9 protein-coding genes and 1 pseudogene are annotated in these 12,962 nt (G+C 51.8%); 5 read left to right on the top strand and 5 right to left on the bottom strand.

Going from position 1 to position 12,962, the window contains the following annotated elements:
* Positions 1-90: 90 nt before the first annotated feature.
* Positions 91-858 (top strand): annotated as a pseudogene (pdeH, locus tag FDX14_RS04740) (cyclic-guanylate-specific phosphodiesterase).
* A gap of 77 nt (positions 859-935) precedes the next feature.
* On the top strand, positions 936-2,996 hold the full coding sequence (locus FDX14_RS04735; RefSeq protein WP_137349097.1) for an AsmA family protein: 2,061 nt from the start codon (positions 936-938) through the stop codon (positions 2,994-2,996).
* 43 nt (positions 2,997-3,039) lie between these two features.
* On the opposite strand, the gene FDX14_RS04730 is transcribed toward FDX14_RS04735, so the two are convergent.
* The 3 genes from FDX14_RS04730 to FDX14_RS04720 all read right to left on the bottom strand — a co-directional run bounded on the left by FDX14_RS04730 (position 3,040) and on the right by FDX14_RS04720 (position 6,684).
* A complete protein-coding gene (locus FDX14_RS04730; RefSeq protein ID WP_042311748.1) occupies positions 3,040-4,362 on the bottom strand; it encodes an MFS transporter in 1,323 nt (440 codons plus the stop codon).
* A 349-nt stretch (positions 4,363-4,711) separates the two neighbouring features.
* Positions 4,712-5,737, bottom strand: a complete 1,026-nt coding sequence (yhjD, locus tag FDX14_RS04725) for an inner membrane protein YhjD (RefSeq protein ID WP_079225852.1) — start codon at positions 5,735-5,737, stop codon at positions 4,712-4,714.
* 47 nt (positions 5,738-5,784) lie between these two features.
* The gene (locus tag FDX14_RS04720) at positions 5,785-6,684 is read right to left on the bottom strand and encodes a LysR family transcriptional regulator (protein ID WP_137349096.1); all 900 of its coding nucleotides are present in this window, start codon (positions 6,682-6,684) and stop codon (positions 5,785-5,787) included.
* A 119-nt stretch (positions 6,685-6,803) separates the two neighbouring features.
* Here FDX14_RS04720 and FDX14_RS04715 point away from each other — a divergent pair, with 119 nt between their 5' ends.
* Both FDX14_RS04715 and FDX14_RS04710 read left to right on the top strand, forming a co-directional pair.
* Complete coding sequence (locus tag FDX14_RS04715; protein WP_137349095.1) at positions 6,804-7,562, top strand: SDR family NAD(P)-dependent oxidoreductase; 759 nt, start codon at positions 6,804-6,806, stop codon at positions 7,560-7,562.
* A gap of 363 nt (positions 7,563-7,925) precedes the next feature.
* Positions 7,926-8,528, top strand: a complete 603-nt coding sequence (locus FDX14_RS04710; protein WP_137349094.1) for a helix-turn-helix transcriptional regulator — start codon at positions 7,926-7,928, stop codon at positions 8,526-8,528.
* Positions 8,529-8,546: 18 nt separating this feature from the next.
* Here the strand turns inward: FDX14_RS04710 and FDX14_RS04705 are convergent, their stop codons facing one another.
* Entirely contained in the window at positions 8,547-8,897 is a 351-nt protein-coding gene (locus FDX14_RS04705) for a glycoside hydrolase family protein (RefSeq protein WP_137349093.1), read from the bottom strand.
* A gap of 410 nt (positions 8,898-9,307) precedes the next feature.
* On the opposite strand from FDX14_RS04705, the gene FDX14_RS04700 reads away from it, so the two are divergent.
* Positions 9,308-10,897 (top strand): STY4199 family HEPN domain-containing protein, encoded by a 1,590-nt coding sequence (locus FDX14_RS04700; protein WP_137349185.1) that lies wholly within the window; start codon positions 9,308-9,310, stop codon positions 10,895-10,897.
* A gap of 27 nt (positions 10,898-10,924) precedes the next feature.
* Here FDX14_RS04700 and FDX14_RS04695 read toward each other — a convergent pair whose 3' ends face one another.
* Positions 10,925-12,574 carry an alpha,alpha-trehalase gene (locus tag FDX14_RS04695; RefSeq protein ID WP_137349092.1) on the bottom strand — a complete coding sequence of 550 codons (1,650 nt, stop codon included), beginning with the start codon at positions 12,572-12,574 and terminating at the stop codon, positions 10,925-10,927.
* Between the last annotated feature and the right edge of the window lie 388 nt (positions 12,575-12,962).

Raw genomic sequence — 12,962 nt, 5'->3', positions numbered from 1 at the left:
GCCTGCGGCGGAGCGTAAAGTTCTGCGCCCGAGCGCCGATAACCTTTGACGAGTCCGGTCAGTCACACTCTTATTTACAGGACATCTTTGATGATAAAGCAGGTTACCCAGCAGCTCATTACGCCCGATGCGAGTATCGAAAGCTTGCAGGCGAGACGCTATTGGCTGCAGTGCGAGCGTGCTTACACCTATCAGCCGATTTACCAGACCGATGGACGGCTGATGGCCGTTGAACTGTTGACCGTCGTGAGCCATCCGGATAATCCTGCCCAACGTATTGCGCCAGATCGCTATTTTGCTGAAGTGGCCGTCCGACACCGTATAGAGGTCGTGAAAGAGCAGCTTCTGTAGCTTGAGCTGAAAGGTGACTTTTTCAGAACCAATAACCTGCTGGCATCAGTGAATGTCGATGGCCCAACGCTGATTGCAATGCGCCAGGATCCTGAAATCCTGAAAATCATCGAATGCCTGCCCTGGCTGCGTTTTGAGCTGGTGGAGCATATCCGCCTGCCGAAGGGATCGTCGTTCGCCTCAATGTGCGAGTTTGGTCCCCTCTGGCTGGATGATTTTGGTACCGGAATGGCGAACTTCTCGGCCCTGAGCGAAGTGAGTTACGACTATATTAAAGTGGCGCGGGATCTGTTTGTCATGCTGCGTCAGACGCCGGAAGGCCGCAATCTCTTCACGCTGTTGTTACAGCTGATGAACCGCTATTGCCGCGGGGTGATTGTTGAAGGTGTTGAAACACTTGAAGAGTGGCGTGATGTGCAAAACTCACCGGCTTTCGCGGCGCAAGGCTATTTTCTTTCTCGTCCAGTACCTCTGGACACCCTCGAAGAGGTGATCCTGTCGCTTTGATTCGGATGTAACGTCCCTCATTTTGCCCTGCTGGACTATCTTTAGGACAGGCAAGGAAGGAAGTGAGGACGCTAACTATGACAAAAGCAGGCAAAATAACCGTATCAATATCAGGGGTTTTCTTGTTGTTGATCGTCGTATTCATCATTGTGATTGCGACATTTGACTGGAACCGGCTCAAACCGACCATCAACCAGAAAGTCTCTACAGAACTCAACCGGCCCTTCGCCATACGGGGCGATCTGGGGGTGGTTTGGGAGCGCCAGAAGCAGGAAACCGGCTGGCGTAGCTGGGTTCCGTGGCCGCACGTTCATGCCGAGGATATTATCCTTGGCAACCCGCCGGAGATTCCCGACGTCACCATGGTGCATCTTCCCCGCGTGGAAGCCACGCTCGCGCCACTAGCATTACTGACAAAAACCGTCTGGCTACCGTGGGTCAAGCTGGTAAAGCCTGATGCGCGCCTTATCCGCCTGTCGGAGAAAAACAATAACTGGACCTTTACCCTCGCAGAAGACGAAAACCGTGATCCGAATGCGCCGCCATCCGCGTGGTCTTTCCGGCTGGATAATATTCTCTTCGATCAAGGACGCATCGCTATTAACGATAAGGTGACCCGCTCGGAGCTTGAGATCCTGGTCGATCCGCTGGGTAAGCCATTGCCCTTTAGCGAAGTGACGGGCGCAAAAAGTAAAGGGAGTCAAACCCGCGTTGAGGATTACGTATTTGGTTTGCAGGCCAAAGGACGCTATAACGACGAACCGCTAAGCGGTAGCGGAAAAATAGGCGGGATGCTGGCGCTGAGGGGCGAAGGAACCCCTTTCCCGGTGCAGGCTGATTTCCGTTCGGGCAATACGCGGGTAGCATTTACCGGTACGGTAAATGACCCGATGAATATGGGCGGCGTGGATCTGCGGCTTAAATTCTCGGGTGATTCGCTAGGGGATTTGTACGATTTGACGGGGGTGCTGCTCCCGGATACGCCGCCATTTGAAACCGACGGGCGTCTGGTGGCGAAAATCGATCCGGAAAAATCCTCTGTTTTTGATTACCGCGATTTTAATGGTCGCATTGGCGACAGCGATATTCATGGAACGCTAACTTATACGACCGGTAAGCCGCGTCCGAAACTGGAAGGGGACGTCGAATCACGCCAGCTGAGACTGGCTGATTTGGGACCGCTGATTGGTGTGGATTCGGGTAAAGGCGCGGAAAAGGCCAAACAATCTGAACAGCGCAAAGGTGAGAAGAGCGTCCAGCCTGCCGATAAAGTCTTACCGTATGACCGCTTCGAAACTGACAAATGGAATGTTATGGATGCTGACGTACGTTTCAAAGGTCGGCGCATTGAACACGGCAGCAGCCTACCGATTAGCGATCTCTACACCCATATCATCCTGAAAAATGCCGACCTGCGCCTGCAGCCGCTGAAATTTGGCCTGGCGGGAGGCAGCATTGTTTCCAGAATTCATCTGGAAGGGGATAAAAAGCCGATGCGCGGGCAGGCGGACATTCAGGCTCGCCGCCTGAAACTAAAAGAGCTCATGCCGGATGTAGAACTGATGCAGAAAACGCTCGGTGAAATGAATGGTGACGCTAAATTTAGCGGCAGTGGAAACTCGGTGGCCGCGCTGTTGGGGAACAGCAATGGCAACCTGAAGCTGCTGATGAACGATGGCTTAATCAGCCGGAATCTGATGGAAATTGTGGGGTTAAATCTGGGTAACTATCTTGTTGGTCAGATATTTGGTGACGACGAAGTTCGCGTAAACTGCGCGGCGGCGAATCTGGATATCGTTAACGGCGTGGCACGTCCGCAGATCTTTGCTTTTGATACGGAAAATGCGGTGATCAATGTGACCGGGACCGCGAGTTTTGCGTCTGAGCAACTGGATTTAACCATCGATCCGGAGAGCAAAGGTATTCGTATTATTACGCTGCGTTCGCCGCTGTATGTTCGCGGGACCTTCAAGAACCCGCAGGCAGGCGTAAAAGCTGGGCCATTGATTGCGCGTGGTGCGGTTGCCGCCGCATTAGCCACGTTAGTCACCCCAGCGGCGGCACTGTTGGCGCTGATTTCCCCTTCCGAAGGTGAAACCAATCAGTGCCGGACGATACTGTCGCAAATGAAGAAGTGATGTCAGGCCGGATGCGGTGTTTACGCCGCATCCGGCAAAAGAATCACAATGACTGATGACGGGTCTCATGGGTTAACAGCAGCGCGATCAATGTTAACGCCGCCATCGACGCCAGATACGTTCCTACCGCTGCCAGACCGTAGTTCGCCTGCAGCCATGCGGCAATATAAGGGGCAACGGAAGCGCCAAGAATCGACGAAACGTTATACGAGAATGAGGCGCCCGTGTAGCGAACCTCGGTTGGGAACAGCTCCGGCAGCAATGCGCCCATTGGACCAAATGTCAGTCCCATCAGACTTAAACCCAGCAGCAGGAAAGCGAACACCAGTGCCGGATTGCCTGAGCCGAGCAGCGGTTTAAAGGCAAACAGCGCAAACAGAATGATAAGCGTGGTGATGATGAGCATGCTTTTGCGGCGACCAAATGCGTCGGCCAGCAGCCCCGCTACAGGCACCATAACGCCAAAGCCAATTACCGCCATCATCAGCATCCACAACACTTCATTACGCGGCAGGCCAAGCCCTACAGGCGCAGCGGCTGTACTGAACGTCATTGAATAGACGGTCATGATATAGAACAGCGTATAGGTCGCCAGCATGATGAACGTACCGAGGATCGTTACGCGAACATGTTTTGTCAGTAAGGTACCCAGCGGGATTTTCACCTGTTTTTTCGCCGCAGCCACTTTGGCGAAGACCGGGGACTCATGCAATGAAACGCGAACGTACAGGCCGATGATCACCAGTACCGCAGAGAAGATGAACGGTACGCGCCAGCCCCAGCTCATAAACTGTTCATCGGTCAGCAGCCAGGAAAGCATCAGGAAGGTGCCGTTGGCGAAGAAAAAGCCGATAGGCGCGCCCAGTTGCGGGAATGACCCGTACAGTGCGCGTTTACGCGGCGGCGCGTTTTCCGTTGCCAGCAACGCCGCGCCGCCCCACTCACCGCCCAGACCTAAGCCCTGACCAAAACGAGCGAGCGCCAGCAGCAACGGGGCGAAAATGCCGATAGTTTCATAGCCCGGCAGCAGGCCAATGACAACCGTTGAAATCCCCATGGTAAGCAGTGATGCAACCAGCGTGACTTTACGGCCTACGCGATCGCCGAAATGGCCGAACACTGCGGAGCCGATTGGCCGGGCCACAAAAGCGATAGCGAAGGTGGCGAGGGACTGCAGCGTAGCCGCGGTCGGATCTCCCTGCGGGAAGAAAATATGGGGGAACACGATCACCGCGGCGGTCGCGTAGATATAGAAGTCGAAGAACTCAATGGCGGTACCAATGAGTGAGGCGACGACGACTTTATTGCGCGAGTTGACCGGGGTGTGTTCCTGTTCGTTGTCGAGTGTTGTGGCTGTTGCTTGCATAATATTTTCTTATTTTTGGCCGAACGAAAGGCCATATTACGCACAGCAAAAGCGATATTTCAATCTGTAACAAACCCTGTGATTGAGCAAAAAGCGAGCAAAAAGGGAATAATATTTATGCTGGAGATTTCACTTCCATGAAATGCTTCACATAATTTAAAACTTAGATGATAAAACTGGTTTTTGGTTAAATAAAAGTTACGAATTGGATTTATTCACTAAATCAGTAAGAGCAGGCGGCATTATAATTGCCGGATGGCGCTGCGCTTATCCGGCCTACAAACTCACCCGTAGGCCGGATAAGACGCGTGCGTCGCCATCCGGCAATTCACAACTAATCCGGCAGTGGCTATTGAGTTTTCCCCGGCATTCGCGGGTCATCTTTGTATTCCGCTGTCGCAATCCAGGCGGCGCAAAACAGCGTCAGACGAGCGAAGAAGTAGAAGAACGCCATCAGTCCAAGCACGGAACCAAACGCCGCGCCTGACGGCGATTGCACCAGTGACGGCAGCGTGTAGGTCATGATCATTTTGATAACTTCAAACCCCAGCGCCGCGATAAACGTACCGCGAATAAGTGCTTTCTTACGTGGCCGGTGACGCGGCAGTCGCCAGAAAATCCAGAAGAAAAGCAAATAGTTGGCAAAAATAGAGATGGTCAGGCCGATCAGGCGCCAGGCGGGCTTCAGCCATTCGATGCCGTCGAGATACAGCGCAGAGATAATCATCTGCTGGGCGGAACCGGCGATAGAAGTTATGGACAGGGTGACAATCAGCGCAATCAGCAAACCAATCAATGAGACAAAATCACGCAGGTATTTTACCCAAATTTTTTCCTGATCCTGCGGTGTACGCTCCCAGACATCTCGCGACTGGGCACGAATCGCTTCTCTCAGATTGCCCATCCAGTTAATCCCGGAATAAAGGGCGATCCCAAGCCCGACCAGACCCACGGTGGTTCGCTGCTGAACGGCGGTGTTAATGGTGTTTTTCAGCGTGGAGGCGAGCGTCGGGTCGCTGACATTAAGCAGAATCTTGCCGAAGATATCCTGTAACAGCGTAGGGTGCGAGGCGAGAATAAAACCGGCGGCGGCAAATGACACCATCAGGATAGGGATCATCGACAGGAACGAGAAGTAGGTGATAGCGGCGCCAAACTGGTTTCCCATGCGGTCATTAAAACGCTCTGCGGCTCGAATCATATGGGCGATGACGGGCTGACGTTGAATTTTATCGGCGAGGGTCAGGGCTGTTTGCAATGCCTGGTTGGTTGTACCGTTGGTTTCTATTTTTTCACGCTCCTGGGTCTCAATTTTTGGGATCGGCGCGTGCTCAAGTTCCTGAATGGGGCGTTTTATCTCTTTTTCCTGCGTCATCAGGCCAGTATTCCTTGTTCTGTTCATTCTCAGGACAGTATAGCTTGTCAGTCAACATAGTCTTTCATTACGCCGGTCACCCATTCCATAAACAGATGAACCCGGCGGGAGAGGTTGCGGCGATGCGGATACAACAGAGAAACCGGCATTGGCGCGGCACGATACTGCGGTAATACCTCGACCAGCGTACCGCTGCGCAGGGCGTCGCGTACGCCGACGCGTGGCACCTGAATAATGCCCAGGCCGGCAAGGCACGCGGCATGATAGGTTTCCGTGCTGTTCACCGTCAGCATGCCGCCGGTTTTAACCCATTGAGTACCGTTTTCTGTTGCCACTTCGAAACCTTGCGCACGGGTTCCCAGGTTCACTGAGTAATGCACCACCGCATGCGAGGCTAAATCTTCCAGGCTTTCCGGGTAGCCAAAGCGGGCCAGATATTTTGGGCTGGCGCAGTTAATCTGCGTGAGTTTCCCCAGCGGACGGGCAATCAGCCCTGAATCTTTCAGCGTACCGACGCGTACCACGCAGTCAAAACCTTCGCGGATCAAGTCCACCAGACGGTCGCTGCTGCTGAGTTCGAGTTCAAGTCCTGGATATTGATGCAAGAAGGCTGTCAGGCGGGGCATCACCAGATTTCTCGCAACGCCCACCGGCATATCCACGCGCAGCTTGCCGCTGATGCTGGCCGGATCGTGATGAAATAGGCCATCCAGTTCATCCAGATTACTTAACAGATCTTTCGCGCGTTCATAATAGATCATGCCGTCTTGTGTGAGCTGGACGCGTCGGGTGGTGCGGTGCAACAGCTGCGTGCCAAGATGATTTTCCAGGGCCTGGATTTGTCGCGATACGCTACCTTTAGGTAGTCCAAGGGTGTCCGCCGCACGCGAAAAACTCTCCAGTTCTGCGACGCGGATGAACAACTGCATTGCGTGAATTTTATCCATTCCCATACCCTATTGTTGTTCTGTACGAAACAGTAATGCGTAGTTGGCGGTATTTATTGTTTTTTTACCACCTAATAAGCTTTGTCTCAATCTTCACTACACAAGAAATGAGGTTTCTTATGACGCAACGTATCGCATTGGTGACCGGCGGCGGTCGTGGACTCGGTAAAAACGCGGCGCTTAAGCTGGCGAGCAAAGGAATTGGTATCCTCCTGACGTGGAACAGCAATGAAAAAGAAGCGCAGAAGGTTGTGGATGAAATTCGCCAATCTGGCGGTAAAGCCGCGGCATTGCCGTTGAATGTCGGGGATATTTCAACATTCCCTCAGTTTATAATACAGGTGCAGGAAACCTTACAGGCCCAGTGGCAAAGCGACACCTTTGATTATTTATTGAACAATGCCGGGGTTGGTATTAATGCGCCGTATCCGGCGTTCACCGAAGCGCAATTTGATCAACTTTTGAATATCCACTTTAAAGGTCCATTCTTCCTGACGCAGAACCTTTTACCGCTGATGAATACAGGCGGCAGGATCCTGAATGTTTCAACCGGGCTCGCGCGCTTTGCATTGCCGGGTTACAGCGCATACGCGGCCATGAAAGGAGCGATGGAAGTGTTAACCCGTTATCAGGCAAAAGAGCTGGGGGAGCGCGGAATTACCGCCAATATTATTGCCCCCGGCGCGATAGAAACGGATTTTAGCGGTGGAAATGTGCGGGATAACGCGCAACTGAATGCGTACATTGCATCGCAAACTGCGCTGGGGCGCGTTGGTTTGCCGGATGATATCGGTGACGCGATTGCCGCATTGCTCAGCGATGAGCTGGCCTGGATGACGGCGCAGCGTATTGAGGTCTCCGGCGGGATGTTCCTGTAACCGTCGTGTCTTATTCAGCCAGATATTGGCTGAATAAGCATTTAATGCGATTTTTTATTTTGTAACACATTTGGCTGATAGTATGGATTCCTTATTTTTCGCCACAAATATAGACTGCGTTTAATTAATTTTAATTTGATGGATATAAACGTCAGAATATAAGAATTTACTTAATATGTGTCGCTGTTTTTGTTCCTTTGTGTGATTCTGTTGATTGAGCTGCAACTAATCATAATTTCTGCTTCTTTCTTCTGCGACTATCGGTAGAATGGCCCTCCGCCAAATGGTGACTTCTTATTTTACCCTATGGGTTATACCCTTCCGCGCGCTAAGGCTAATATCTTATTCAGACGGAGATAAATAATGCAGTTAATAATGTTTGACAGGCAGTCAATATTTATTCATGGAATGAATGTAAGTTTACAGCAACGTATTCCAGGAGTGAATGTTCAGGGTGTCAGTCAGGCAGATGATCTGTGGCAGAAACTGGAAGACAACCCTGATGCGCTGGTAATGCTGGATGGCGATCTTGATGCTGAGTTCTGCCGCAGCTTGCTACAACAGATCGCGCAGCGCTATGCGGCGGCAAAAGTGCTGGTAACAGTAACGGATTGCCGTAAAAGGTGGCTACAGGAGGTCACCCAATTAAACGTGCTGGCCATTGTTCCACGTGACTCTGACGCGGAAACCTTCACACTGGCGCTCAATAGTGTCGCGATGGGCATGATGTTTATCCCCAGAGACTGTATTACAGCGACTGAGAGTAGCAGCCAAAATATTAGATCGCTCAGTGCGCGTCAGCGAGAAATTCTGACTATGCTGGCTGCGGGCGAATCGAATAAACAAATTGGTCGACTGTTAAATATCAGTACCGGAACGGTAAAAGCCCATCTTGAGTCGCTTTATCAGCGTCTGGAGGTAAAAAACCGTACGCAGGCGGCAATGATGTTAAACGACGCCATTTAATGGCCGCAAATTTCACAGTCAGAATACTTCTGGCTGTGAAATAGCCACAGGCCAAATTTCTGTAGCGCTAAATCGAGTTATTCCCACGCTGAATATCCACGTAATTAATGCTTCCAGTTGAAACCGATCTTTTATTTGCGGTTTTTTCTCATGTATGAACGCCTCACAGAGATGCAGATCGGCGAGCAACAGTGATTCTGCCTGCATTAGCGTAATGGGGGTATCAAAGGTTTCGTCTGCGGCAATTTCATGCCCGTAACCTATCACCCAAACCCCATTTTTATCCTGATACTTTTCCAGCGACAGGCCTTGCCATTGCTTAATAAATGCGACACAGGCGGGTGTGAAATGCGTCGAACGGAGCGGCATAATACTCTCTGAACAAAGAGATATATTTTAAGAAATCCACTCTGTTACGCCAGTTGCCATGTGGCCAGTTTTTACAGCAAAACGCCTTATGGCATTGGCGGCCGATATTCACGTTTTAACAGGCCGAAAATTCAGTCATCGCGCCATATGTGATGCAGCCGCTTCCCGCAGCGTATCTTTGTGAATGTATTCGTTCATCCTCAGTGGACGACAGATCGGGCGCGATGTTTTCAATACAGGCGCGGGCATACCTCCTGAATAATTTTCAATGATTGTGCGGAAGTCACTGTAAAACAGATTTATTTGTTATATGAATGTATTTTAGTCTACGTCGATACATATCTGCTTTTATAAAAAATAACGACATACCATTGTGAGGCCGCACGTTTTGGGTCCTTTTAGGGAAGATGATGACCAATAGCGCGTTACAAGCGACATGTACCCCCTTTGAACGTTGTCTGACTATCATTCGTCAGGCATCGGTAGAAATATTGCTGCTGTTAGGCGTGCATGTAGCAGAAGGCAAAGAGCCGCGATGGTTCCTCGAGCAACTGGATCAGGCCAGACTGAATCTGGGCGGTTGGGGAGCTGTCGCCAGACGGTTGCAGATGAATGATGCGCAGTTGAGCCAGTTCACTCTGCGGCTGCGTCATCTGCAGCAGAGCGTGCCACAGTATGAAAATGGCCAGGACGTCAGTGAAAACCAGCTGATTTCTGCGCTGCGCTTCGTGGCGTCTCTGGAACAGTTGCGTCAGCAACAGCCCATCCTGAAGTATCAAACCGAAATTGAACGTGCAGAGCCGGAAGCACAGATCCACGCGCAGCGTCAGCTTCGTGCAATAGAATTAGCGCTCAAATCGCTTATCGCACGGGTATGGCCGGATCAACATCCACTCAACAGCTTCCTGAAGCAGCACTTCGGGGGGGAACGCCTGCGCCGTTGGTTAAAGCTGGGTGAAAGTCGGGATGCGCTGGACGGCATGATGTTTAGCGAGCTGGCGCTTATGGTTGTGGATAAGAAATTGTTTGTACGCCACTTTACCCAGATTTTTAACGACACCTCGGTGCTGACGCTGTTTGTCGAACCCCGTCTTACGTTGCGTATGTTCCTCGATGATTGTCGGCTGGCCCGTAACGGCGTTATTGCACAGCAGCCGCTGACCTCGGTACAACTGATGCTGCTGGAGTGTCAGTACCGACAGATTACTCACCCTGTACAACGGGCATTTGCAGAACGGCGTACGCGTGTTAATCCCGCGTCGTATATGGAGTCTGATGAGGCGACCGTCCGCCAGTTCTGGGAAACGGCAAAGCAAAAGGATGAGCAGGCGGGCGGCGATAAACAGGAAATTGCCGACAGTATTGATCCGCCGGAGAAGCGAGCAAAGCGCAGTGCGGAGGAGCGTGAACAGCTGATTTCCGGCGTGTTGTGGGTCGCGGTCGGCGTGATGGTGCTGGTGATTTCGTTGGGTGCGTTCTGGTTATTCACTTCGCCAGCGCCACAGGCGTCATCCGGACAAGCCGTTGAAATCGTGCAGGAGGAGCCACGGCGTGATGCACCTTCCGCACGGGAATCTGTGACCCGAATGGGGATCACCTGGGATGCTTTTAACATGCGCGCGGCTATCGATCGCAACGATACTCGCGTGACGTCACTGTTCCTGCAAGGCGGGATGGACTGGAAGCTGGCGTGGACGGAGCAGGCATTTTCTGCGGGCAATACCGAGGTATTGAGACTGCTGCTGCGCTATCCTGCGCAGATGAACGAGAGCAAACCTTGCAGACAGTTTATGAGTACGCTCAGTCATGCCATGTCGAATGGGGCGTCACTCACTTCTTTGCACAAAAGCTACCTGCAAAGTTTTTGTTCGGTTCCGGCGGTTATCGCGCGTCAGCAGTATGATCTGGAACAGGCTCAGCGGCGCGCTCGTGCAGAGCCCAGCCCGGAGAATAAGAAGTGGCAAAAAATTCATACTGAACTCTACGATGCGATTAACTAACGGCCTGAGGAGCCAGGCCGTTAGCGGCTAAGGTTCGCCATACAGACCGATGAGTCGGCGCACCACGCCGTTTGTCCAGCCAAAGCCGTCCTGCAACGGATATTCCCCGCCGCCGCCTTCGCGCGGCATGCCGTCGGCAATATGGTATTTTTCGATAAGTTTGTGGTGTTCCTGGTAAAAGAGATTCACCGTTTTCAACCAGTTACGGGCTATTTCATCGCCAAGATGGTCGTCGCCATACAGTTTGAAACCTTGAATAGCCATCCATTGCAGCGGTGCCCAGCCGTTGGGTTTATCCCACTGCTCACCGGTTTCATGTTCTGTGGCTAAAATGCCCCCGGGCGTTAGCAGGCGGCTGCGTACCGCATTGGCCAGCCGGTCGGCTTGTTCATGCGTTGCCATGCCGACATACAGCGGTACGATACTGGCGGCAGAGAAGAGGGCCATTTGTTCACGTCGCCAGTCATAATCGCGATAGCAGCCGTTTTCATCATCCCATAAGTAGCGATTCACCGCGTCGCGCCGGTCATTGGCTTTCTGGCGAAACAGCGATTCAGCTTCTTTATCACCTTTCAGCGCCGAAATATTGGCGATGGTGCTCTCCAGCTTGTAGAGGAATGCGTTTAGGTCAATTGGGATGAATTGTGTCGTGCGTATGCTGGCAAGGCGACCTGCATCGCGTAGCCAGCGCGAGGAGTAATCCCATCCCGAGGCCGCGCCTGCACGCAAATCGCGATACACCTCATTGGGCGGTCGCCCCGAATGCTTGGCGGTCTCGACGTCTTCAAGCCACGATTCATCGCGCGGCGTATCACGATCGTCCCAATAGCGGTTGAGCAAGGATCCGTCCGACATTCTGATCACGTGGCGGTAGGCCTGGTTGAGCACCAGGGAATCGGCGCCATCCATCCAGAACGCGTACTCCATTTTTAGATGATCAAGATAACGGCGCGCGCCACGTACGCCATCTTCTTCAAACAGTTCCACCATCAGCGCAAAGACTGGCGGCTGCGAGCGGCTCAGGTAGTACGTTCGATTACCATTTGGGATGTGACCATAGTTTTCTATCATCCAGGCAAAGTTATCCGCCATACATTTCAGCAGATCTTCGCGACCGCTCTCTGCCAGACCCAGCATGGTGAAATAGGAATCCCAGTAGTAGGTTTCGCTAAAACGTCCGCCAGGCACAATATATGACTGCGGTAACGGCAGCAGAGAGGACCAGGGAATGTGATCCTGCGGTTCGCGCGTCAGCACTGGCCATAGTTGATCGATATGTTCTTTCAGCGAATTTTCCGGGTCAGAAACGTATTCGCTGGAGGGCGTTTCCGGGAGCCAGAAATGGTTCTCAACAAAGCGCTTCAGGTCAAAGTCCCGATGGCGTTTGACCTTGCGATAACGGATCAAAATGTCCAGCGGGTCCATTTTGGGCGCACAGTCGGGGAAGGTTTTGCTATCGGCAAACAGTTTCGACGACTGGACATGTTCGAACAGCTCAAGGTAACGATCGGCCGGGGTTAACGCATCTGAGGCGGGCAGCCCTTCAATCATCTCCGGCTCAGGCTCTGCCTCAATCATTTCATCCAGCTTTAACTCGCACGGATCCATTTCATAAAGCAGATCGATGTCGATCGTCAGTTCTTCAGAAGGGGCGTGGGGTAGTTTCTGGTTGAGCATAATGAGAAAGACCTCCGATGGACGTTGAAATAGTAAGGCTGTTGCCCGGTCGTCAGTTAAGCGTAGACATTCGCTTCGGTATTGGCTGAGTAAAGCGTGCGGTTGATCACGTTTTAGTGTTGAACATTATTTAAAAAATTAAACTATCCCAATGATAATAATGAATAATTCAGAATCGTGCGCGACCTGAAGATATTCCATTTTCAGAACATTCGATTGCAACGAGGTGTGAACGAAACCTGCTAATGGCTTAACGCTATAATAGGCACAGGCTATTCTATTGATAGTTCTCCTCCATGTAATTGCTTGATACTTATCAAAATAGTAATCCCCTCATTTCCTATGATGGTCAAGTCTGACAAAGACTGTGCATTAATTATTCTAATTT

It is taken from the genome of Citrobacter sp. wls710 (genome assembly GCF_005281115.1).
GTDB lineage: Bacteria > Pseudomonadota > Gammaproteobacteria > Enterobacterales > Enterobacteriaceae > Citrobacter > Citrobacter werkmanii.
Note: the sequence above shows the minus strand (reverse complement) of the source record. Positions and strands in the feature narration are given on the sequence as shown.